The sequence below is a fragment of the Allobosea sp. 10L422 genome, from assembly GCF_056395345.1.
In genome coordinates, this window is record NZ_JBFTJI010000025.1 from 1 (window position 1) to 22159 (window position 22159).

General features: G+C 61.9%; 21 protein-coding genes and 1 pseudogene. 3 read left to right on the forward strand and 19 right to left on the reverse strand.

Annotated elements, in window-relative coordinates; genetic code table 11:
* Positions 1–199 precede the first annotated feature (199 nt).
* Positions 200–340, forward strand: coding sequence for an alpha-hydroxy-acid oxidizing protein (locus AC1DEZ_RS27165; protein WP_476781312.1), 141 nt, complete (start codon positions 200–202; stop codon positions 338–340).
* Between the two features lie 172 nt (positions 341–512).
* Here the strand turns inward: AC1DEZ_RS27165 and AC1DEZ_RS27170 are convergent, their stop codons facing one another.
* The 3 genes from AC1DEZ_RS27170 to AC1DEZ_RS27180 are packed head-to-tail and all read right to left on the reverse strand — an operon-like array spanning position 513 to position 3492.
* Entirely contained in the window at positions 513–2105 is a 1593-nt protein-coding gene (locus tag AC1DEZ_RS27170; RefSeq protein WP_476781300.1) for an MFS transporter, read from the reverse strand.
* Positions 2102–3196: an HlyD family secretion protein gene (locus tag AC1DEZ_RS27175; protein ID WP_476781301.1), complete on the reverse strand. Its 1095-nt coding sequence runs from the start codon at positions 3194–3196 to the stop codon at positions 2102–2104. Before AC1DEZ_RS27175 ends, AC1DEZ_RS27170 begins: the two co-directional genes overlap by 4 nt.
* A gap of 38 nt (positions 3197–3234) precedes the next feature.
* On the reverse strand, positions 3235–3492 hold the full coding sequence (locus AC1DEZ_RS27180; RefSeq protein ID WP_476781302.1) for a cupin domain-containing protein: 258 nt from the start codon (positions 3490–3492) through the stop codon (positions 3235–3237).
* Positions 3493–3887: 395 nt separating this feature from the next.
* Here AC1DEZ_RS27180 and AC1DEZ_RS27185 point away from each other — a divergent pair, with 395 nt between their 5' ends.
* Positions 3888–4514, forward strand: coding sequence for a TetR/AcrR family transcriptional regulator (locus tag AC1DEZ_RS27185; RefSeq protein ID WP_476781303.1), 627 nt, complete (start codon positions 3888–3890; stop codon positions 4512–4514).
* A gap of 48 nt (positions 4515–4562) precedes the next feature.
* Here the strand turns inward: AC1DEZ_RS27185 and AC1DEZ_RS27190 are convergent.
* From AC1DEZ_RS27190 to AC1DEZ_RS27215, 6 genes and pseudogenes are all read right to left on the reverse strand, one after another.
* Positions 4563–4875, reverse strand: a pseudogene (locus AC1DEZ_RS27190) (response regulator); the annotation flags it as partial.
* A 539-nt stretch (positions 4876–5414) separates the two neighbouring features.
* Complete coding sequence (locus tag AC1DEZ_RS27195) at positions 5415–6296, reverse strand: MBL fold metallo-hydrolase (protein ID WP_413814309.1); 882 nt, start codon at positions 6294–6296, stop codon at positions 5415–5417.
* 706 nt (positions 6297–7002) lie between these two features.
* Positions 7003–7791, reverse strand: coding sequence for a sensor histidine kinase (locus tag AC1DEZ_RS27200; RefSeq protein WP_476781304.1), 789 nt, complete (start codon positions 7789–7791; stop codon positions 7003–7005).
* Between the two features lie 688 nt (positions 7792–8479).
* Positions 8480–9253 carry an SDR family oxidoreductase gene (locus tag AC1DEZ_RS27205; RefSeq protein ID WP_057193517.1) on the reverse strand — a complete coding sequence of 258 codons (774 nt, stop codon included), beginning with the start codon at positions 9251–9253 and terminating at the stop codon, positions 8480–8482.
* A gap of 41 nt (positions 9254–9294) precedes the next feature.
* Positions 9295–9948 (reverse strand): HD domain-containing protein, encoded by a 654-nt coding sequence (locus AC1DEZ_RS27210; RefSeq protein ID WP_057193516.1) that lies wholly within the window; start codon positions 9946–9948, stop codon positions 9295–9297.
* Positions 9949–10103: 155 nt separating this feature from the next.
* Positions 10104–10934, reverse strand: coding sequence for an alpha/beta fold hydrolase (locus AC1DEZ_RS27215; RefSeq protein WP_103872236.1), 831 nt, complete (start codon positions 10932–10934; stop codon positions 10104–10106).
* Positions 10935–11359: 425 nt separating this feature from the next.
* Between AC1DEZ_RS27215 and AC1DEZ_RS27220 the strand changes: the two genes are divergently transcribed.
* The gene (locus AC1DEZ_RS27220) at positions 11360–12109 is read left to right on the forward strand and encodes an SDR family NAD(P)-dependent oxidoreductase (protein ID WP_476781313.1); all 750 of its coding nucleotides are present in this window, start codon (positions 11360–11362) and stop codon (positions 12107–12109) included.
* A 117-nt stretch (positions 12110–12226) separates the two neighbouring features.
* On the opposite strand, the gene AC1DEZ_RS27225 is transcribed toward AC1DEZ_RS27220, so the two are convergent.
* The 10 genes from AC1DEZ_RS27225 to AC1DEZ_RS27270 all read right to left on the reverse strand — a co-directional run bounded on the left by AC1DEZ_RS27225 (position 12227) and on the right by AC1DEZ_RS27270 (position 22016).
* Positions 12227–12919, reverse strand: coding sequence for a response regulator transcription factor (locus AC1DEZ_RS27225; protein ID WP_057193514.1), 693 nt, complete (start codon positions 12917–12919; stop codon positions 12227–12229).
* A gap of 2 nt (positions 12920–12921) precedes the next feature.
* Positions 12922–13299: a response regulator gene (locus AC1DEZ_RS27230; protein ID WP_057193513.1), complete on the reverse strand. Its 378-nt coding sequence runs from the start codon at positions 13297–13299 to the stop codon at positions 12922–12924.
* Between the two features lie 2 nt (positions 13300–13301).
* On the reverse strand, positions 13302–13943 hold the full coding sequence (locus AC1DEZ_RS27235) for a response regulator transcription factor (protein WP_476781305.1): 642 nt from the start codon (positions 13941–13943) through the stop codon (positions 13302–13304).
* A complete protein-coding gene (locus AC1DEZ_RS27240; RefSeq protein ID WP_476781306.1) occupies positions 13933–16863 on the reverse strand; it encodes a PAS domain-containing protein in 2931 nt (976 codons plus the stop codon). The genes AC1DEZ_RS27235 and AC1DEZ_RS27240 overlap by 11 nt, the downstream gene beginning before the upstream one ends.
* Before the next feature lie 230 nt (positions 16864–17093).
* Positions 17094–18041, reverse strand: coding sequence for a mechanosensitive ion channel family protein (locus AC1DEZ_RS27245; protein WP_057193510.1), 948 nt, complete (start codon positions 18039–18041; stop codon positions 17094–17096).
* 72 nt (positions 18042–18113) lie between these two features.
* Complete coding sequence (locus AC1DEZ_RS27250; protein WP_057193509.1) at positions 18114–18539, reverse strand: cupin domain-containing protein; 426 nt, start codon at positions 18537–18539, stop codon at positions 18114–18116.
* Between the two features lie 63 nt (positions 18540–18602).
* Positions 18603–19355, reverse strand: coding sequence for an SDR family oxidoreductase (locus AC1DEZ_RS27255; protein WP_476781307.1), 753 nt, complete (start codon positions 19353–19355; stop codon positions 18603–18605).
* A gap of 143 nt (positions 19356–19498) precedes the next feature.
* Entirely contained in the window at positions 19499–20416 is a 918-nt protein-coding gene (locus tag AC1DEZ_RS27260; protein WP_057193507.1) for an MBL fold metallo-hydrolase, read from the reverse strand.
* Positions 20417–20694: 278 nt separating this feature from the next.
* Positions 20695–21477, reverse strand: a complete 783-nt coding sequence (locus AC1DEZ_RS27265; RefSeq protein ID WP_476781308.1) for an alpha/beta fold hydrolase — start codon at positions 21475–21477, stop codon at positions 20695–20697.
* A gap of 83 nt (positions 21478–21560) precedes the next feature.
* Complete coding sequence (locus AC1DEZ_RS27270; protein WP_476781309.1) at positions 21561–22016, reverse strand: hypothetical protein; 456 nt, start codon at positions 22014–22016, stop codon at positions 21561–21563.
* Positions 22017–22159 lie beyond the last annotated feature (143 nt).

Genomic DNA, 22159 nt, shown 5'->3' on the forward strand with positions numbered 1-22159 from the left:
CAACGGATTGCCCTTGCGAGACCAGCACATCGACCTGACGCAGCTTTGCGACGATCTCTTCGGGCTTGTGGCGCTTCTTCGGCATATCGGTCCTCCTGTCTGCCAAAAGACATACTTCAGGGTGGACCAATTCAACGGGGGTGGATCACTGAAAGCACTAGCCGTCGGCGCGGCAGCAGTGGGCATCGGCCGGCCATATGTGTGGGGCCTCGCGTCATTTGGCGAGCCCGGCGTAGACCGCGTACTCCAGATTCTGGACGACGAGTTCATCACGATCATGCGCCAGACGGGTGCACTCAACGTTGGTCAGATCACGCGGGATACTGTTTCGCGAGTCTAGCCAACGAAAGTACCGATGAAGCAGGCGGTACGGATCGACAACGGTGGGAAATGATTGTCAGGCCGCGTTGCGTTCTGATTACAGAGCATTTTTTGTGCGCGGCCTGGCAGGTAGCATCCGTCGCTTATCTGTCCCGGAACCCAGTTGTTGTGTGCAGGCCTCCGCACGCTGCTCACGCATCGTGAGCAGCGTGCGTCTTCGCATATCGAGAGAACCCGACCTTGATAGCGACTAGTAACGGGGCCGCGACCACGAAGAGCAGAGCGACCACGTTGAAGGCGGTGTCGAAGGCGATCACGGCCGACTGGCCGTTGACGGCCCGGCCGAGCAAGCCGGCTGCGGCGCGGCCGGCGGCAGCGGCGTCCATCCCCTTCGCCATCAGCATCGCCGTCAAGGCGGTCAGCCGCTCGATGACGGCGGGCTTGCCGGCGGAGAGATTGGCGCCGAGGACGGCGAGATTGGCGATGGTGTGGTGGTCGATCAGTGTCTGGAGGGCCGCGATCCCCGCGAGGCCGCCGAACTGGCGACCCGTGTTGAATAGGCCGATGCCGCCGGCGAGCTTCCGGTCGTCGAGATGGCCGAAGGCGATCAGCGTGATCGACAGGAACAGGAAGCCGAGGCCCAGGCCGCGCAACAGCACTCCCGCCATCATGTCGGCTGCGCCGCTCTCGCTGGTCGAGCCGGAGAGCAGCCACATCGCGATCATCAGGATCAGGATGCCGAAGGGCACCGTGGCGAAGGGCGGCAGGCGGCGGAACTGCACGAGAAGGGCAACAAGCAGGAGCGCGCCGATGAAGGGCGCGCCGCTCGGCAGCAGGAGTTGGCCGGCATCGGTTGGCGTGAAGGCGAGAACGGAGACAGCGAAGGCCGGGATCACGAAGGCGCTGCCGGACAGTGCGGCGCCGGCGACGAAGCTGACTATGAAGGCGAAGGTAAAATCGTTCGTTCCGAATACGGTGAAGTCGAGCAGGCCTTGGCCTTTGGCCATGGCCTGCTGGCCGAGGAACGCCAACAGCGCCACCGCGCCGATCAGCGCCAGCCACGGGATGCGCGGTTCCTCGAGCCAATCCCACCGACTGCCCTGCGTCAGGACATAGGTGAGGCAGAAGAACGCCACCGAGATCAGCGAGAAGCCGAGCCAGTCGAACGAACGAGGCGCGCCCCTGGCGGGCATCGGGCCTTCCGCCATGAGCAGGAGCCCTGCAGCCGTGAGGGCGAGCGGCACGATGCCGAAGAAGATCCAGGTCCAGGATTGGGCGTCGATCAGCCAGCCCTGAAGCGCCGGGGCGAGTGTCCCGGGCGCGACGACGGCGCCCATCGCAAACAGGCCCTGGAGCAGAGGCTGGTGCAAGCGCCGGAAGCGCAGAAAAATGATCGCCTGGCCCGCGACGAGCAGGGCGCCCCCGAAGAAACCCTGGACGATCCGAAGCGCGATCAGCAGGTCGAGCCGGGCCGTCATGGCGGCGATCCCGGAGGCCATCCCCATCGCCAGGGTCGAGGCGACGAGCACGCTGCGCGGACCGAGGCGGTTCATCAGCCAGGGTGCGGTGATGAAGCCGATGAGCTTGAGCGTCGTGTATCCAATGTCCAGCCAGGCGAACTCGTCGGGTGTCGCGGAGGTGTCGCCGATGATGTCGCCGCGCCCGAGCGACAGGACGGTGCCGGCGATCGCCTCGGTCAACGCGGCGAGCACAATGCCGGTGAGGAGAAGGGCGCCGGCTGTGGTGCTGCTGCGGCCGGGCATGGCGGTCGCGGCCATAGTCATGAACTGCCTCCCAGAGCGATCTCGACACGTGCCGACAGGCCGGGCACGAGGCGGCCGGGCAGGGGATTGCCGAGGAACCGGATCTTGACCGGAACGCGCTGGACGACGCGGACGAAATTCCCTGTCGCATTGTCCGCGGGGAGCAGGCTGAAGGCGGAGCCGCTGCCGGGCGCAAAGCTGTCGACCACACCCTCGAGCCCTTGGTTCGGATAGCTGTCGACGCTGATGCGGACGCGCTGGCCGGGCCGGATCTGCTCAAGCTGGGTTTCCTTGAAGTTCGCCACGACCCAGACATCGTCGACCGGAACGATGTCGAGCAGAGAGACGCCCGGCGCGACCAGCCGGCCGACACGGACCTGGCGGTTGCCGACGATGCCGCCGACCGGCGCACGAACTACCGTATTGTCGAGATCGATCTGGGCGAGATCGCGTGCGGCCTGCGCCTGCGCGAGCGCCGCCACAGCCGCCTCGCGTTGCGTGGACAGCACGGCGATGCGCTGCTGCTGCGCCTCGATCGTTGCGGAAGCTGCCGAGAGGTTCGCCTCGGCCCGCGAGCGCGCGGCGTCGCTTTCATCGAGCAGGGCTTGGCTAACCGCATTGCTGCGGATGAGCTCGCGGCGCCGGCCCTGCGCCCGTGTCGCGAGGGTCAATTCCGCGATGGCGGCCTGCTTCTGAGCTTCGGCTTGCCGGACCAAAGCGTGCTGGAGCTTGGTCTCGGCATCGACATTGGTGACGCGCGCCTGCGCGGCCTCGACATTGGCCACGGCTTGCGCGAGCTTCGCGCGATAGTCGGAATCGTCAATCCGGAACAGGATGTCTCCGGCCCGGACGGCTTGATTATCCTCGACCTCGACCGCTGTGACGTAACCAGCGATCTTCGGCGCCAGCGAGGTCAGATCACCCCGGATATAGGCATTGTCGGTCGCTTCGCCGCCCGAGTGGGCGTTGGCCCATCCGGCGGCCACGGCCGCAACGGCGCCGAGGCACAGCAGCAGGCCAACCAGCTTTCTCTTCTTGGGTGGCGCTGCGGGGGCAGTACTCTCACTACCTTCGTCCGTGACGACTGCGCTCATATCATCGAGGGGGTTCATTGTCCTGTTCCCGTTGAATGCCAAAGGCTGCGACTGGCTCACTTCTTGACGAACCCGGTCAGCTTCGTGCCGTCGGCGTCGAGCACACGGTCAGCCTGCATGTCGCGGGCGTTCGCGCTGACACTGTGGAAGGGGCGGGGCTCCTCGACGCGGTTTTCTCCGGCTTTGTAGGCCTTCTCCGGCGATCCGCTGACGTCGCTGCGGATCACGTCTTCGAGCACCGCCGCATAGACGGGGCGGCTTTTGCATGCGTGTGGGTTGGCAGGCCGGCCACCCGGCCCGCATTCGTCCGGCACGCCCCGGTGCCGTGACAGCGCGCGTCCGGGAGGACCTTGCGCGGTGTCTGCCTCGCCGGAGAAAGTGCCGGGCGAACTCGTGGAGCGGCATGACTTTGTACCTATGCTGCGATATGCCATGACACGTTCGGTAATTATGGTTACCGCCAACATGTACGGTAATCACAGTTACCGATCAAGATGGCCAGTGCAGCCGTGACCACCGCGCAACGCATGCGCGATCGTCCTGGAAGCATGCCGATCCGACGGAAATCACGCTATTGAGCCAGTGGCTTGGGGGCCCACAAAATGAGTCTATGATGACTAGACCGAAAGGTAGGTCCGGCACCCGGATGGTCAGCAAGGGGACGGTTATTGCTAGCTCGGAGGATTCCAAAATCGGAAGCGAAACCCCCGTGAAGGCAGCAAAGTCAGGTTCGCCAGGCGGTAGGCGAGCGGCGCTCTTGCAAGCGGCTGCCGAGGTCTTCTTCGAGCAAGGCTATGCGGCGACAAAAATCGACGCCATCATCGATCGTGTCGGTGGATCGAAGCGCACCATCTACAACGAGTTCGGCAATAAAGAAGGCTTATTCCTGGCCCTCGTCGTGGAGAACGTAGATAAAGTGCTGTCGGCGTTTCCGATCGGAGAGATCGGGACGCGAGAGTTGCGTGAGACGTTGACGGCGTTCGGTCAGCATCTCATGGCGGTTTACATGTCTCATACGTTGCTCGGCATTTATCGAATTGCGATCACCGAGGCTAATCGCTTCCCTGAGCTCGTCAAATCGTTCTATGAACAAGGCCCCGGCCGCGCTACGTCCCAGCTCGCCGGAATCCTTGAAGATGCCAGAAATCGAGAAGAGATCCGAGCGGACGATTGCGAGCGCGCTGCCGGACATTTTGTCGGCATGATCCGGGGCAATCTTCATCTACAGGTCGTTCTCGGGCTGCGCCCGCCGCCGTCGGGCGAGGAAATGCAGCAGGAGGTTGTTTTTGCGGTGGAGGCATTTTTGAGGGGTGTTCTACCGAGCTCGGACAAGTAAGAGATTGCCCGAGCGACCGAGTCTGTCTCGCGCTTCAAGGTTGGCCGGCAGCTTGTAGCGGCCTGTGATCAAAAACACCGGCAACCCGGGCCGGGCTTTTGCCACCACTTCGCGAAGCTCAAATCCATCCATATGAGGCATCCCGATATCGGTGATCACTGCATCGAAACCGGATGACGGATTGGCTAGAAGCGTTTTGCGCCGAGGAGAAGGTGCGGACTGCGTAGCCGGCCGACTCCAGAAGCTCTCCGAGAGATTCGAGCAGCCTTAGATCGTCATCGACTACTGCCAAACGTCTCTTTGTCTCTTCATGCTCAGCTCTTTCCCGATCGGCGCGAGTGTCCTCTTGAGAGCAGCGCATTTGATCCAATCCTCGAAACGGGTCGTGCCGATGCGTGCGTCTGCAGCGGGCAGGAGCGACCGCTCGCTTAACAGGGCGCGGAAATAGCGGGCGCTGGAATCGTCACGACCTGGCGGGCATCGCCAGCGACCGCGAGGAAGCAGCGGACAAACTCGTCGAGGCGGAAGCGCTCCGGGCCGGCGACCTCGACCATACCATCGAGCGGAGCGCCGAGAGCGATCGCCGCCAGCGCCTCGGCGACATCGTCGGAGACGATCGGCTGGATGGCGACCGCAGACGAACCGCTCTGCCGATGGCGGCCGCCGCGGAGGGCGGCGGGAACGCGACGGTTATCTCACATCCGGCAGCGACAGCTAATGCATGGTCGACTTGACCGTCATTCCGGCCGGACGAGTTGCCGACGATGCGGCAGCGGACCCAATCCCGCTGCCGCATCGTCTGGCGCTCGCCTAGTCGCCCGTTTGGGCCTCTGAAGGTGCCTCCGAACTTATGCGATCTGGCTTTGACGGCCGCGAGGCCGGTGGCGCCTGACCGGCGGCTCAGTAGTCCCACCAGGCCGGCACCCAGCGGAAGACTTTGCCCTCAGCCGCCACGCGACCGACGGATGGGAACGGCATATGCGTGGACACCAGCCAGGAGCCGGTCGTCGCCAGCTCGTGCATCAGGCGTAGCCGAACGCGGGTCGCTTCTTCGGGGTCGTGTTCGAAGCCGTTGTGCCACTCGGGATGGTCGAACGAGACCGGAAACATGGCGTCACCGCCGAACATCAGCCGGTCGTCGCCAGACGCGATGCGGACCACGCTGTGCCCCGGGGTGTGGCCACCCGTGCGAGTGACAACTACCCCTGGCGCGACTTGCTGCTCCTGCTCGAACGTCCGCAGCTCAGTTTGGTAGACCTCCAGGAAGCGCTTCGACGCATTTCTGGCGATCTCCGCAAGAGCCGGCGGCATGCCGGTGCGAGAGAAATCAGGCGCTTCCCAGAACTTGGCTTCCGCGGCAGAGACATGGACCCGTAGGTCCGGCCGAAGCTGCTCTTTCACTCCTTCGACGAGGAGCCCCCCGACATGGTCAAAGTGCATGTGCGTGAGCACCACGTCGGTCACAGAGGCCAGATCGACGCCGGCGGCCGCCAGTCGCTGGCCGAACAGGCCGGCTCGCGTGAAGTCCGGAACTTCGCCACCAATTCCGCTGTCGATGAGAATGGTCTGTTTCCCGCTGCGCACCACGACCGCGTTCAGTGCCCAATCGAATGTGTCGTGCGCCAGGAATGACCGATCGAGCCAGGCGTTCCGGGTCGCCGGGTCGGCATTAGTAGCCATTGACTCTGCCGGCGGCTCCAGAACGCCGTCGCTGATCACTAGCACGTCGATCTCGCCCACCCGCACTGCGTAGCGCGACGGAACCAAGTCGTCGCGCTCCAGCCTCTCGCCAGATGATTTATCAAAGTTCTTCGTCGTTTGTGGCTGTCCCACGAGATTCTCCTGCTGATCCTTGTCAACTCAGCCGTATCAGCCACCTCCGAAAGTAGCTGCGGCTTCGGCAAATAAGCTCGAATTCGATGCCACATTAAATCAAACAACGGTCTGGCCGACTTGAACCAACGTGTAGGCTCTCATCGCTCATAGGTTAGTATTGAAGCGGCATCATTGTCTCTTCCCGGAAGAAACCACACTGTCCCATCGCGCCTCTGATCAAAAATCCGACGAGATCAGCTAGGAAAGCTGTGTCTATTTTGTCCGGCACTTATCGGGCATGGGACACTTGGAGTCGCCCATCACTCGGTGCATTCGGGCTCGTCGAATCGACGGTACGTCGCGGGCGTCGCGGCAACCCGCCACGCCGGCTCTCCATCGAATCCTCCGCGTGATCCTGCCTGCCGTTGGCGCATCCCAATGGGAAGCAACGCTGCCGGTCAGTTCGACATGCATCGACAAGCTGCAGCGACAACCTTTCCCATCACATGGCCCGCCCGGGGCACTGCTGATGGAGTTGGGGCTAGGCATTAGCGAACGGCGGGACGACATAGTCTACTCGAAAATCGGTTGGGAGGCCGAACCGGCTTGAGCGATAAGCATCCGCGCAGCTCACGACTGCCTCGAGATGCCATCCTCTGCGGAAAAATTGATGCTAGCCCGCTCTCCCACGTGTCCGCTCACCAAGACTAGTTTCGAGCGGGCCTGCATCCATCGGGTGTGAAAGGCGAGGCCCTAACAACGGCACGTCAATAGAAAAGGTCGATCCCTCGTTCTCGACGGAACGCACCGAAATCGGGTGGTGCAACATTTCGGCTGTCTGGCGTACTATCGTCAGGCCGAGCCCAAGTCCATCGTGAGAGCTTGCGGCGCCGCAGCGCTCGAAAGCGTCGAAGATGCGCGACAGTTGACCAACCGCGATGCCGTTCCCATCGTCCTGGACGTCGATCTGAAGCGTACCACCGCGTCCCCTGCAGGATACCGAGACATGGCCGCGCGGTCCGGCGTGTCGGATTGCGTTACCCACAAGGTTGCGCAGGATCGTTTTCAGCATTGCTGGATCGGAGTGGATGCAAACCGGAGCAGAATTGATCTGAAGGACCGTACCGCATTCATCCGCGTATGCGCGCCAGTCGCGTTCGACTTCATATAGAATGCCGTCGAGATCGGCGGGCATTGTCCTTGGCATTGTCTTGCCCAATTGCGAGAGCCGGGCGATGTCATCGAGCTCCGAATTGAGCCGCCTCATTGCATCGAGTGCAGTTTTCAATCTTCTCGCGACAGGTGCCGAGGTGTTATTTCCGGCCGCTCGGGCGATCGACAGCATTGCTATCTGTATTGGTTGCTTGAGATCATGCCCCGCGACCGCCAATAGGCGCGCCATCGCCTGCAACGACTGATCGGCGGCGCCTCGCGACTCCTCCCCAGGTTCGGTGATGCTCATCTTGGCCCTCATGCTCATCATGGCCTTAACAGGTGGCGGAATCTGTTCCGCGGATTCACTTTGGCGAATGCCAATAATTTTAGAATTATGCCGAAGATTAGGTCTTAGTCTTAAAAATCTACTTTCATTATGCAATTTATAAACATATGTATAATATTCATATGACATCTAAGTTTTGAAATTGAAATATATCGCGTCTATGCAAAAATATTTGTAGATATCCAAGGTATATCTTTACCTCTCCGGCGCTAAATTTCTCGCCTTGGTGGGAATTAGGCATCGACACCACTCTATCTTGTGGAATTGGATCTTGCGGATACATCTGCGATCAAATTTCGCATTTCACCTGACGACCATGCATTTATACGGAGAGATGCTAGGCTGACATTCCACTGCCGCCATCTTAGGAAAGATGAGCAAAGCAGACAGAAAGCGCGACGCCCAACGTATTGGCAAAACGTGTTCGCCAGATTGGCGAGAGGACGCAGCGCTCGATCAGTAGTGCTACAAGGCCGTCCGGTTCGCCACTGTTGCGCCTGCTCAAACAGCGCCGCGTTCGCAATAAGTCGTTCGCACCAACGCTCACGTCATTCCCGTTACCGTGACGCACCTCTGACTTTGCGATCCAGGAAAAATGCACGGAGTAAAAGCCGAACTTCGCCGCGTCGACGCCCTCTGGCACACTGCTTTAGTTGGCCGGGGCCAGCGACTGTGCCACGTATCGTCGCAGCCAATCCTCGAAGCGTGTCGGCGCCGCAATGCGCTGATGATCACCAGGCACGAGGGTGTCGTTACGCAACACAGCTCCAAAATAGAGCGCTTTGGCATCGGCAACGACCGGCCGCGGATCCTCGTTCGCGGCCAGTATTTCACGAGCGATTTCGTCGAGCCGAAAGCGGTCCGGGCCCGCGATTTCCAGTTCGCGGTTCTGCGCGCGCCCGAGGACGACGTCGCGCAGTGCGAGCGCGACATCGTCGCCTGCGATGGGCTGGATCAGGGCCGGCGAAATGCGAAGCGAATCTCCTTCCGCGGCGGCCTCGACGATTCCGTTAATGTATTCAAAGAAGGGCGTCGACCTCACGATCGTATAGGGCACGTTTGCGCTTCTCACGATCACCTCTTGCATCATCTTGGCTCGGAAATACCCGCAATCGGGTAGCCGATCGGTCCCGACGGCAGAGAGAACGACGTGATGCTGGACGCCGGCGGCCTCCTCGGCAGCGAGCAGGTTCCGTCCGGAAGCCTCGAAGAAGGCGAGCGCGGCGTCCTGATCGAAGGTCGGAGAGTTGGAAACGTCCACGACCATCTGCGCGCCGGACAGCGCCTCGGCCAGACCTTCTCCGGTGACCGTATCGACGCCGCGCGATGGCGAGGCGATTTCGATTTCGAGACTACGGCCGGCCAGCGCATCGACGAGCTTGGACCCGATCATGCCGGTTCCGCCTACCACAACGATCTTCATGCGCCGTCTCCTTGATATCCTCGCTCCCTGAGGAATGCATCTCACTCGTCGAACGGCGCGCGCTCGACAGAATCGACCGACGACGGCGCGCGGTAGTCCGCTACGAGCCGCTCGCCGAAATCACGCACGAAATTGTCGTAGGTGGTTTCAGGACGGGTTCTGGCGATGTGGCAGAAGCACTGCGTCATCAGCCGCTTCATCCCGAGCCTCGGATAGGCCAGGAGGATCTGCTGGACCTCGTCCGGCGGGAGCGCGTCGTATTGCAGTCCGACGACATCTAGGCAGATGCCTGCCGTGCAGAGCGCAACCTCAGCCTCCTTGTAGAGGCCGATCGACGGTGTTGAGTTGAGGGCTACGCTGTCCCAAATCAACTGAGCACGACGCTCGTCGACACCGCTCTCTCGGGCAAAGCTTCGGGCGAGATCGGCGCCCTCGACCTCGAACCGTCGCGGCCCGTTGAACCGCTCGTTCAGCGTGACATCGTGCAGGAGCGTCCCGACAGCGACGACTTCCTCATCATGATGGATATGCCGAAGCTGCCCTAGGCGAGCGGCGAAAAGCCAGGAGCGCACAACGTGGTTGTACAGGTAAGGCTCGCATGCTCGGCGAGCATAAGCGAGAGCGCTGGCCACCAGTTTGGTATCCGGCACAGCAACGCCGGCCAAAATTTGACGGTCTTTTTGGATTTCTGACATGGCTTTCGAGGGCCTCGATCGACGGATTCCAGAAGCTGTCAGCGAACGGTCGGCTCGCAGGCCGCGGCTTCCCTGTGCGATGACTCACCGCCGAAGCTGATCGGCGGACGGCAACTATGACGAGGCGGCTTCGCCAGCCGCCTCGTCCGTGAGCGTTACCCTCGGACGAAGGCAAGGATGTCTCTGTTGATCGTATCCGCATGGGTGGTCGCCATGCCGTGCGGGAACTTGTTGTAGATCGTCAGGGTCGCCCGCTTCAGGAGCTTCGCCGAAAGCGGGGCGCTGTCGCCGATCGGGACGATCTGATCATCATCGCCATGCATGACGAGAGCCGGAGCCTCGATGACCTTGAGATCCTCCGTGAAATCGGTCTCGGAGAAGGCCTTGATACCCTCGTGATGAGCCTTGGCAGCTCCCATCATGCCCTGGCGCCACCAGTTCTGGACGACGTTGGCATCCGTCTCGACCCCGGCGCGATTGAATCCGTAGAACGGCCCCGATGCGAGATCGGTGTAGAACTTGCTGCGATTGGCCGCGAGACTCTTCCGGAGACCATCGAAGACTTCGATCGGCAGGCCGCCCGGGTTCCGCTCGGTCTTGACCATGATCGGCGGGACTGCGCCGATGAGAACGAGCTTCGCCGTACGGCTCCTGCCATGGCGCGCGACATAGCGCGTCGCCTCGCCGCCTCCGGTGGAGTGTCCGATATGCACGGCGTTGCGCAGGTCGAGGTGTTCGACGACGGCCGCGGCGTCGGCCGCGTAGTGGTCCATGTCATGCCCGTCGCTGACCTGGCTCGAACGGCCATGCCCACGCCGGTCGTGAGCGACGACCCGGAAACCCTGGGCCAAGAAGAAGAGCATCTGGGTGTCCCAATCGTCCGAACTGAGCGGCCAGCCATGGTGAAAGACCAGCGGCTGGGCCGATTTCGGGCCCCAATCCTTGTAGAAAATCTCAACGCCATCCCGCGTAGTGACATAATTCATGCGTCGGCTCCTTTTGCTGTTGTGAGGGGGAACGGTGGCGGGCTGCGCCAAGGACTGGAGCGGAAGCGTGCCAATCGCCGCCATGCCGGCGCCGCCGCAAAGAAGGTCCCGCCGACTGAGGTCGGTGGAACTGGATAGTGCTTTGTTGGGCATTGGCGCCTCCAGGGCGCAGATACTGGTTGCGGGACCGAAATGCTCAGGGCGCTCGATTGAGCATCAAACCCCGACACTTCGACCTCAAGCCGGCGACAACATCGATCTGGTCGTCAGATTTTCGAGGTATGTCTATTTTCATCTTCCTAAAATGACGATCAATACGCTCGAAGACAATATGATCTATTCAAACGTATAGATCACGTCGACTTCGGCATATTTTGATTTCACTCAGGAGCGACCCAACTGACGGATCATCAATGGAGATCCACATGGGAAAATTGTCGAACAAGGTCGCCGTGATCACCGGCGGCAACAGCGGGATCGGCTTCGCGACAGCGCGCCTGTTCATAGCCGCTGGCGCGAAGGTGCTGATCGTCGGTCGTCGAGAAGACGCCGTGACCGAAGCCGTCGCCGCCCTCGGGCCTCAGGCGACCGGCCTCGCAGGTGATGTTGCCGACCTCGGCACGCACGAACGTGTCGCCGCGCTGGTCTCCGATCGTTTCGGAGGGGCCGACATCTATGTGGCGAATGCGGGCAGCATCCGCATTCAGCCGAGCTTCAACGTGACGGTCGCCGACTACGACACGCAATTCCTCACCAATGCGCGCGGCACATTCTTCGGCGTGCAGAAGATCACTCCGCTATTGCGTGAGGGCGGAGTGATCTTGCTGACGAGCTCGATCGCGAGCCGCAAGGTGCTGGATGGTCACGCGGTCTACGCTGGCAGCAAGGCAGCAATCGAAGCGTTTGCGCGCAACTGGGCCCTGGAACTTAAGGACAGGCGCATTCGCGTGAACGTGCTCAGCCCCGGCCCGACCGATACGCCGATTATTGGAAAGCTCGGCGTCGCTCCGGAAACGCAGGCGCAGGTCGAGGAGCAGGCCGCCCGGATGATCCCGTTCGGCCGGATGGGCAAGCCGGAAGAGCTCGCACAGGCGGCGCTCTTTCTCTGTTCCGCCGACGGGCAATTCATCACCGGCGTCAACCTAGCCGTCGATGGCGGCATCACGCTGACCTGATCTCAGGAGAGGTTGCCATGCCGTTCCTTAGCTTAGCCATTCCGGCGCATTGGCGAAGCATCACGCCGTGACCATAAGCTCTGGAGCACCGAATCCGGTGCCCCAGCCTCACCAAGGCTAGGCGGCGTTCGCCATACGCATGCCGACTGGAAGAGCCTCCCACGCCCTGATAAGTTCGCCGAGGGAGGCAACTTCCATCTTCCGCATCAGGTTACCCCGGTGCAGCTTGACCGTGACCTCGCTGATGCCGAGGTCGAAGGCGATCTGCTTGTTGAGGCGCCCCCGTGCGACCTCGCACATGACTTCGCGCTCCCGTGGCGTCAGAGTCTGCAGGCGCTCAACGCACCCTTTGATCTTCGCAGCTTCCGCCCTGCGCGCCGCATCCAGCCCGATGGCCGCATTGACGGCGTCCAGAAGCGTCTGGTCGCGGACCGGCTTCGTCAGGAAATCCACCGCGCCCGCCTTCATGGCCTGGACGGTCATGGGGATGTCGCCATGCCCAGTGAGGAAGACGATCGGCTTGGGATTTCCATTCGTGGTCAGATGGCGCTGTAGATCGAGCCCGCTGAAACCGGGCATACGCACGTCGAGGATGAGACATCCCGGCTGGTCGAGCTTACCGGTCTCGAGCAGCGCCTGTGTCGAGCTGAACGAAACCGCTGCGAAGCCGGCCGACTCCATAAGCTCAGACAGTGCGTCTCGGACCGAGGCGTCGTCATCGACAATGATGACGAGAGGCTGCTGTTCTTCGGCTGCACCTCGCCTGGAGGAGAGCACCGACTTCTGCGAGAGTGAGCGGTCAATGATCATGTTCACCTTCCACGTCCTTGTTGAGTTAGTGCCCTTGCGATCGCCGCGAGTAAGGCTTGGCCATCGAACGGCTTGCAGAAGAAGCTCTCCACGGCCCGCGCCCTGATCTGCTCGGCGATCTCGTGGCGCCCGGTGATGAGAAAGACCGGCAGCTCCGGACGTTCTTGGTTGACGAGGTCGCGCAGCTCGAAGCCATTCAGCCCCGGCATGCCGACATCGGTGATGAGGAGATCCAGTCCGGAGAGGCCAGCCCGGGTCAGCGCTGCCGCTGACGAGAAGCTACGAACCGCATATCCCGCAGACTCGAGCAATTCCTCAAGCGATTCGAGCAATCTCGGATCATCATCGACGACGGCCACGACATATTTATTCTTGGTCACACTTATATTCCTCCCATCCGGCGCGAATGCTGGATCGGGATTTCCAAACGCTCCGCAATTCGCACCAGGTCGGCGAGCGATGACGCCGCCATTTTCTGCATCACGTTTCTTCTATGAATCTGAAGGGTCACTTCGCTGATGCCGAGCTCGGCCGCAGCTTGCTTGTTGAGGAGTCCGCTCACGACCAGCGGAAGCACGTCTCGCTCTCGCGGAGAGAGCTCGTGATAGCGTTGCTTCAGCAGCGTGAGCTCGGCGCGCTTCGCCCTTGTTTCACGGTCCTGCGCGATCGCCGCGTGGATCGCTGCCAGGAGCGCGGTATCGCTGAACGGCTTCGTCAGGAAATCGACGGCGCCATGCTTGATGGCACGCACCGACGAGGGAATGTCGCCATGGCCAGTGATGAACACGATCGGCGGATGGTCGTCCCGCGCGATCTGCCGTTGCAGGTCGAGGCCGTTGATATCGGGAAGCTCGATATCGAGAAGGAGGCAGGCCGGGAGGTCGGGCTTGTCGGCGCCGATATAGTCGCCGGCGGATTGGAACAGCACCGACCGAACCCCGTTGGCCTCGAGCAACTCGCCCAGCGCCTCGCGCAGCGCCTCGTCATCGTCGACGATGAACACGATGGTGTCGTCAACGGTCATGATCCGCTTTCGCTTCCGCCGGGAGGGTGAAGATGAAAGTCGCCCCGCCGGGCTGATTGTCCTCGGCCCATAGCCGCCCGCCATGGGATTCGATGATGGTGCGCGATATCGCCAGCCCCATGCCCATCCCATGGGATTTGGTCGAGAAGAACGGCTCGAAGACCTTGTCCGGGGCGCCGATACCCGCGCCTGTATCGCGGACTTCGGTCCTGACGAACTCGCCGGCGCGCAGTGTTCGGACGCGCAGAACCCCGCGCCGAGCAGGCTCCATCGCCTCAAGGCCGTTGCGGATCAGGTTGACCAGAACCTGCTGAATCTGGATGCGATCCAGCTCCAGCGACGGAAGACCTGCCTCGACCTCGACCTCGATACGCATGCGGCGCCGGACCGCCTCTTCCATCATCAGATCCCGCGCTTCATGAAGAATGGCGTCGAGCGGGCAGAGGTTTCGCGCTTGGTCCGTCTGCCTGAACAAGGCACGAACCCGGCCGACGACATCGGCGGCTGAATTCGCATCCCTGATGATACGTTCGATGGTTTTCTGCGCCCGCTCCAGATTGGGCGGGTCCGAGGTCAGCCAGCGCTGGCACGCGTGCGAATTGGCGACCACGGCCGCGAGCGGTTGGTTGACCTCATGAGCGATCGAGGCAGATAGCTCGGCCAGGCTCGCAGCTTGCGCTGCGCGTGCCAGGCGTTCTTGCGTCAATGTCAGCGCTTCCTGCGCGCGCACCTGATCTTCGATCTCGAAGCAGATGCCGTTCCACTGAACGATCTCTCCCTCGGCATTTTTCATCGCCGCGGTTCGCGTCTCGACCCAGCGATACTCGCCATCCGCCCGCCGGAGGCGGTGCTTCATCGCATAGGGCGCGCCCGTCGCCAGCGAGTGCCCGTATCTCTCTTTTACGTCGGGCAGGTCGTCGGGATGGATGATCGCTTCGAGAGTGCCGGTCAGGCGTGTCCGTCCCTCCGCGTCCTTGTCACCGAGCCCAAAGCCAAGAAACTTCCCCAGCTTCTCGCTTCGATAAATCGGTTCCCCATTTGGCGCAGCGCAGTAGATGAGGGCCGGCAGTGTCTCGACCAACTGGCGCAGCGATTGTTCGCTTTCCCTGAGCGCCTCCTCGACGCGCAACTGGTCGTCGATGTCATGGGACAGACCATACCACTGAATGATGCCGCCATCGTCGTCCAGGAGCGGCTCGGCACGCCCGTCCATCCAGCGATAAACACCATCGTGACGTCGCAGGCGATAGCGCATCGCGTAAGGCCGACCGCTGCTGAGACAGTCCTTGATTTCTGCCCAAACGCGACTGGCGTCGTCCGGATGGATCGCAACCTTCAGGGCGGCTGCGTATCGCTCCGTCCGGGATTGCTCAAGGTCACCGTCATCAATGCCCAGGAAGTCGATGAAGCGGCGGTTGAAGAAATTCGGCGCCCCGGTCGGGGTCAGTCGCCAGAGGAAGCTCGGAACCAGATCGATCAGCCGCGTCAATTCCTGCTTTCGGAGATTGAGTTCGGTCTGGGTGGTGATCAGATCGTGGATATCGACGGATACACCGTACCATCGAATAATCTTACCGGCTTCGTCGCACAGAGGTTCTGCGCGCGTCTGTGTCCATCGATAGGTGCCGCCAGCCCGATGCTGGAGGTACTTGATGTCGTACGGTGCGCCGGTCGCGACCGATCTCGCGAAGGTTTTTTCTGCCAGCTCCCAGAAATTCGGATGAATTATCTTCTTCAACGATAGAGACCCATCCGACGCCTTGACTGTATCGAGCGTGGCGCCGGTGACCTCCATGATCCGCCTGTTAAGATAGATGGGGCGGCCCTCCGCTGACATGCTCCAGATCATGGCAGGCACCGTGTCGATGAGCTGTTCGAGATGCTTTTCTCGCTCTCGCAGCGCAGCCTCGGTTTTCTTATAGACGTCGATATCGATCGAGGTGCCGAACCAGCCGGTGATGCGCCCCTCGCCATCCCGTGTCGGCCGCGCTGAAATGCGGTGCCAGACATAGTGGCCCGTTGCGCGAAGCATGCGGTATTCGATGTTCCACGGCTCGCCCGTCTTGAGGCAATGGCGCAGGGTCGCAGCGGCCCCGTCGACATCGTCCGGATGAACACCGCGCATCCAGCCGACCTCACCGCCATCGATGAATTCCCGCTCGCCCAGACGACGATTGAGATCCTCCAGAGCCATGTCGATGGCAATCTGGGCCGCAGGGGTCACATAGGTGAATTTCCCTGTCGCATCGAAAGCCCAGGCCTTGCCGTGCAAGCTCTCGATTACCTTGGCGGCCTGCACTGCCTGCACGGTCTCGCCAAGCGATTCCGCGACAGTCCAGCGATCATCCGGTCTCGACACCATGGCGTCGACATCGACGCTCACGCCATAGCCCGGCTCGGCGCGCAATTCGGTCCAGCGATAGCTGCCGTCCGGCTCACGCAGCCGATAGCTCGTCACTTGCGGCACGCCCGTCCAGAATGCGTAGGCCGCGGCATGCGCGATCGCAGGTCGGTCATCTGGATGGACAGCGCCTTCGGGGACGCTGTCCATGTCGCCTGCCAGCCCGTCCGGCTGCCCGGCCGCTTGCCGACCCATCGCGGCGAGCCGGCTGCTTCGGCGAAGCGGATCTGGCGCAAGAAGCAGGCCGATGCAGCCGGCCACCGTGGCGAGGGCTGCGAGCGACCGCGACGCGTCCCGTATCGCGCCCGGATACAGCATCGCGGCGAGGACCGCCCCGGCAAGGGCGACCAGCAGCCCACCCCAGAGTGACAGGAGCCAATAGCCCCGGGCGTAGAGGAAGAGAGCGCCGAGGGGTGCAAGAATGCCGATGGGAGTACCGGCCGACCAGCATGCCGCAAGGCCAAGGGCCAGCATCACGAAGATCATGGCCGGCGGCGTTCGATGAAGCGCTGCTATCATGATCTGCTGCTCCTCTCGGAGACGGAATGCCTCGAAACCGTCACCGCTTCATCTAGCACCAGTTCGCGAAGACCAGACTGGCAAACTCGCCAGACCCTAGCGCCGGGACGCTGCAGCTGCACTTATGGAAATCCATGACTTGCAAGGAGATCGTCCAGTGTTCCGCTGCTGCGCGCGAGACGGCATGCGGGCAAGCGCCGCAACCCACCGTGGCACCAGAATGGAGACTCCTAGGCAGGCCCGGCCAGCGAAAGACCGCTCGCGCCGCATTGGTCATGGATGAGGTCGATGATCTCGTTCTTGGCGGATGTCCCCGTTACGAGGCTCGCGACACGGAACTGCAACTCCACCTCGATGGCCGCCGCATCGATGGCCTTCAGGGCAACGGCTGGCGGGGGATCCTTTACGATACGGGTACTGGTTTCCAGCACGGAGCGCATGGCGTCCTCGATGATGCGCGGCCGCTGCCCGGCCGCAAAGCGCAGGCCCAGGGTGAGCAGATGCGACTCGTCGGGGCGGCTCAAACTGGTCAGGCTCTGCTTCGCCAGCAGACTGTTCGGCAGCACGACGATGTTGTTCAACCCAGTCAGCAGGTTGGTGGAGCGCCAATTGGTTTCGGTGACGCGTCCCGCGGTGCCGTCGTTCAACTGCACCCAGTCACCGATCGAATAAGCTTTGCCGAGCGTCAGGGCGATGCCGGAAAAGACATCGCCTAGCGTATTCTGCAATGCGAGGCCCAGGATCAAGGCGACAACGCCCGACGTCGTGACCAGCGTGGCGATCGGCAGGCCGAAGACGAACCCCATGACCGACAGTGCTACACCGAGATAGATCCCGGCGACGGCCATATCCAGGATCAGGTGCGCTTCGTGAGGCTTACGATTGAGCCTGACGTAGATGTGGATGAAGCCGATGATCGTCCAGGCGAGGTGGGTCCACCAGAGAATTCTGGCGGACTTGGAAAGCACCGCGGCCAGCCCCTCCGCATGGAGGTCGTCGGGCTGATGCGGAGCGATGCCTCCCGCATTGAGCACGACGCTCATGCCGATGAAGAACAGGATCTGGACGATCAGGCGACCCGTCGGACGGCCGCTGCCCTGAACGTGCCACACGACGATGCCAGCGGTTCCGAGGATGTTGATCAGCACCAAAGGCAGGAAGTGGTCATCGCCGGGCATGGAAAGAGGTTCCGTTGGCGGTCGCTCATGCTGAGGAAGACGGTGCGCCGGATGGCTGTCCGGCGTCGCTATCTACTTCTTGAGCGGGAAGGTCAGTTCCTGCTGGGCGGTATCGACGACGAACACGGCAAGCAGTTTTGCCGGGTGGGTCTTGCTCGCGTTCTCGCTGACGCCGTGACGGTCGCCAGGGAATTCCGAGAAGCTCTCGCCGGCTTTGTAGACCGTGGCGGGGCCATCATTGACCTGGCTGCGGATCGCTCCTTCGAGCACCGTTGCATAGATGAAAGCGGAAGCAGGGTGTGTATGACCATCCGAGAAACCGCCCGGAGCGTATTCGACGAGAACGCCCCTCATGCTCTTGCCCGGTACGTTAGGCAGCTCGCGGTCGTAGACCAGCGTAACCTTTGCCCCTTCGCCACCTCCGGGCGTGTCATGTGCGAATGCCGAAATCGACAGAAGCGCTGTCAGCGCAAAGACGCACGCCAATGACTTGATCATGTCTATCGTCCTTTAACGATGAAGGTGGATGAGCCGCTTCGAAATCGGCTCATCCACGCGCGGTTATTTCCGGGGAGCTGTCGCGAACCAGCGATCGAAGTCGATCCGGCCGACGCGGGGATTGTTGTCGGAGACGAGCGAGCCAGCCTCCAGCTTGGTCCCGAAATACCTGGCATCCGGATCAGSGACGACGGTGCGGGTATCTCCGATCGCCTTAAGGTAGCGGGCGACGAAATCGCAAAGGGACGCGCGCTCCGGGCCCGAGATTTCGATGATGCCGTTGGCCGGCGCGGCCAGTGCCGCCTCAGCGACGAAATCGGCGACATCGTCGGATGCGATCGGCTGAAGATTGCCCGTCGACAAGCGGGCTGTGTCGCCGGACGTGCCGGCCTGGGCAATGCCGCCGAGGAATTCCATGAACTGCGTGGACCGCACGATCGTATAGGGAATAGCGGAGTTCCGGATGATCTCTTCCTGAGCGACCTTGGCGCGAAGATAACCGCTGTCAGGCAGACGGTCCGTACCGACGATGGAGAGAGCGACGTGATGCTTGACGCCGGCCACCTTCTCCGCCGCCGTCAGGTTCTTGCCGGACGTCCGGAAGAACTCGAGCACAGCCTTGTCCTCGAAGGAAGGCGAGTTCGCGAGGTCGATCACCACCGCAGCATTCTTGAGTACCGCGGCCAGACCTTCGCCGGTGATCGTATTGACGCCGGTATTCGGGGCGGCGGCGATGACGTCATGCCCCTGCTTGCGCAGGCGCTCCGCGACCTTCGACCCGATCAATCCGGTTCCACCGATAATGACGATTTTCATGAGATGCCTCCTGCGCGGCCGCCGATGCGGCGCGCGGTTCGATCAATCTAAGGATGTCGACCTCGACGAGGACGGGTTGTCGGCCGAGCCGGCATGGCTTTGGAAACTGCGCAGCCAGGCTCGGCCGAGAGCCAGACTGGTATTCAATAGTCCCAGAAGACCGGGACCCAGCGGAAGGCGTTGCCCTCGACCGCGACCCGACCGACGGACGGAAACGGGAGGTGGGTGGCCACGAGCTGTTCGCCGGTGCCCGCCAGCTCCGTCAAAAGACGCAGGCGAACGCGCGCCGCTTCCTCGGGGTCATGCTCGAAGCCGTTATACCAGTCGGGGTGTTCGAACCCGACAGCGAAAACGGCGTCGCCGGCGAACGTCAGGCGGTCGCCGCCGGAAGACAGACGGACCACGCTATGTCCGGGCGTGTGGCCGCCCGTGCGGCGGACGATGACACCCGGCGCGACCTCGTGTTCCTCGTCGAACAGCCGCAGGTGACTGCGATACTCTTGCGCGAACCGCTTGGCGGCCGCTCGAAGGGCATCCGGGAAACCCGCCGGCATGTTGACGTGCGTGAAGTCGGGCGCCTCCCAGAACTTCACCTCGGCGGCCGCCACATGGATCCGCAGGTCCGGGCGCAGTCGGTCCTTCACCCCCTCGACGAGGAGACCACCGACATGGTCCATATGCATATGGGTCAGCACCACGTCGGTGACGGAGCCGAGATCGATGCCGGCGGCCTCCAGGCGCTTAACCAGTTGTCCGGCCCGCGGCAGGTTGAGTTCCGGATCAAGACCCAGCCCGGCGTCGATAAGTATGACCTGCTCGCCGCTGCGCACCAGGACCACGTTCAGCGCCCAGTCGAAAGCGTCGGACGGCAGGAACATGTCGTTCAGCCAACTGGCCCGCTCGGTCTCGGCGACGTTATGCCCCAGCATCTTGGTCGGGAGCGGCAACACCCCGTCGCTGACTACCAGGACATCAATCTCGCCGACCCGCACCGCGTAGCGCGACGGGACCAGCTCTTCCGGCCCCGGTCGTCCGGAGCGTGAAGCGACGTCTAAGCTCATGGCTCTCTCCTAATTGCTGCCGTTCAAGTCACGGCTTGGAGGACATTAGGTTTAATGTATTATGCGAGCGATTGGACGCAAATATAAGTTTACCTATACCATATAATAGGTTGATTCAGATTTATGCAAAAGATCTCGTGATTATTGTATTCTACAATACCGATTGCCAATCGTCGTTTATATAAAACGAATATCTATTCTATACGCAATCCGACAAGCGATGACCGCGAATAATTCGGTGGAGTTTGCCCAGTTCGATCACCGTGGCCGTTGTTCGACTATCGAGACGACGCAGCCATCTCGATCATGGATACGACCTCTGCGGGGTGCGAAATCATCAAGGCATGCGACGCGCCGTTGATGGCGACGGTCTTCACCATCCGCGCGCGCTGCGCCATGAAATCCATCGCAGCCGGCGGAATGTTCCGATCACCGGTTCCGTAGATCATGTACGACGGCAGCGACTTCCACGAAGGCACGCCCGACGGCTCGGCCAGGGCTGCTTCGGCAACAGGCCGTTGTGTGGCAGCCATCAACGCAGCCTGTCCTTTCGGAACGTCGGCAGCGAACTGCGTCTGGAATTTCTCCGGTTTGATATAGAGATCGCGCCCGCTATTTGGCGTCGCGACCGCCCGGATCGCACTTCCCAACGTGCTTCCCGGAAACTTGCCCGAAAGTGACAGGCTGGATTCCCCTGTCTCAGGCGCGAACGCGGCCACGTAAACGAGCGCCTTAACATTCGCCTGCCCATTCGCAGCTTCTGTGATCACCGGCCCGCCATAGGAATGGCCGACGAGAACGACCGGGCCGGAGATGGATCGTATGAGTGTCGCGACTTCGGCAGCGTCCCCCTTCACGCTGCGTAGCGGATTGGCAGCCGCGATCGTTTCGTAGCCCGCCTTGTTGAGCCGGGCGATCACCGCATTCCAGCTCGCGGATTCGGCGAAGGCACCGTGCACCAGGATGACGATCGGCTTGGTGCGAAGTGCTGCTTGCGCTGGTCGCACAGCCATGGTGAGCAGCGCGGCGGCTGCCGCCAGGGCGAAGACACTCGGTTTCATATGCGTTCTCCGGGTTTGTCGGTAGGGTCAGAGCAGCCAGCGCAAGCTAGCGCCTGGAGTGGCTTGGCCAACGAATTCGCCGATCAATCCAGACGTCGGCGTCGAAGACAGGAGGAGGCGCAGTAAAGCGGCTGGGCAGCGGCGGACAGGGAGGGGCTTCGGCTTGCCGGCAAGGAATTCCGCAGTGCCCAGAGCGTCAGCGCCAGTCCGAGAAGCGCCGGCAGCGTCACCGCCGGAAAGTCCCGCGGAATGACAGCAGGCGAGCAGATTCCGACGGCAACCTCCCAAAAATGAAAGAGCGCGTGCGCGCAAAGCCAGGACGTCGCGGCTGTCCATAGTCCAACGCGACGCTCCGGCGCGAACAGCCCGAGGCCGAACGCCACGCCGAGGAACATCTGGATCATCCCGATGTCGCGAATGAAGTGCTGGTTGAAGAAGCCGGTATCAGTGACGCCCGGAACTATCTCGTACCAAGCCAGTGGCGCGACCAGCATGAAAAGGCCGTTCGCGGTCAGGAAGATGCCGTTGAACGCCACCATGATGATGATCGTCGCGGCAGCGGCGCGGCCTCGAGGGAGCATCGCCTCGCGTGTCAGGAGCGCTTTCATCAATCACCTCTCGCCGAAGTGCGCTTACCACCGAGCACTCGCGTGATCTCGGAGCGGGGTGACAGCGCAGGAGC

Bases quoted from the DNA above. Each gene is read 5' to 3' on its own strand.
- AC1DEZ_RS27170 (WP_476781300.1), bottom strand. From the start codon at position 2,105: ATGACTATGGCCGCGACCGCCATGCCCGGCCGCAGCAGCACCACAGCC.
- AC1DEZ_RS27175 (WP_476781301.1), bottom strand. From the start codon at position 3,196: ATGAACCCCCTCGATGATATGAGCGCAGTCGTCACGGACGAAGGTAGT.
- AC1DEZ_RS27200 (WP_476781304.1), bottom strand. From the start codon at position 7,791: ATGAGCATCACCGAACCTGGGGAGGAGTCGCGAGGCGCCGCCGATCAG.
- AC1DEZ_RS27205 (WP_057193517.1), bottom strand. From the start codon at position 9,253: ATGAAGATCGTTGTGGTAGGCGGAACCGGCATGATCGGGTCCAAGCTC.
- AC1DEZ_RS27210 (WP_057193516.1), bottom strand. From the start codon at position 9,948: ATGTCAGAAATCCAAAAAGACCGTCAAATTTTGGCCGGCGTTGCTGTG.
- AC1DEZ_RS27215 (WP_103872236.1), bottom strand. From the start codon at position 10,934: ATGAATTATGTCACTACGCGGGATGGCGTTGAGATTTTCTACAAGGAT.
- AC1DEZ_RS27220 (WP_476781313.1), top strand. From the start codon at position 11,360: ATGGGAAAATTGTCGAACAAGGTCGCCGTGATCACCGGCGGCAACAGC.
- AC1DEZ_RS27225 (WP_057193514.1), bottom strand. From the start codon at position 12,919: ATGATCATTGACCGCTCACTCTCGCAGAAGTCGGTGCTCTCCTCCAGG.
- AC1DEZ_RS27235 (WP_476781305.1), bottom strand. From the start codon at position 13,943: ATGACCGTTGACGACACCATCGTGTTCATCGTCGACGATGACGAGGCG.
- AC1DEZ_RS27240 (WP_476781306.1), bottom strand. From the start codon at position 16,863: ATGATAGCAGCGCTTCATCGAACGCCGCCGGCCATGATCTTCGTGATG.
- AC1DEZ_RS27245 (WP_057193510.1), bottom strand. From the start codon at position 18,041: ATGCCCGGCGATGACCACTTCCTGCCTTTGGTGCTGATCAACATCCTC.
- AC1DEZ_RS27250 (WP_057193509.1), bottom strand. From the start codon at position 18,539: ATGATCAAGTCATTGGCGTGCGTCTTTGCGCTGACAGCGCTTCTGTCG.
- AC1DEZ_RS27260 (WP_057193507.1), bottom strand. From the start codon at position 20,416: ATGAGCTTAGACGTCGCTTCACGCTCCGGACGACCGGGGCCGGAAGAG.
- AC1DEZ_RS27265 (WP_476781308.1), bottom strand. From the start codon at position 21,477: ATGAAACCGAGTGTCTTCGCCCTGGCGGCAGCCGCCGCGCTGCTCACC.
- AC1DEZ_RS27270 (WP_476781309.1), bottom strand. From the start codon at position 22,016: ATGGTGGCGTTCAACGGCATCTTCCTGACCGCGAACGGCCTTTTCATG.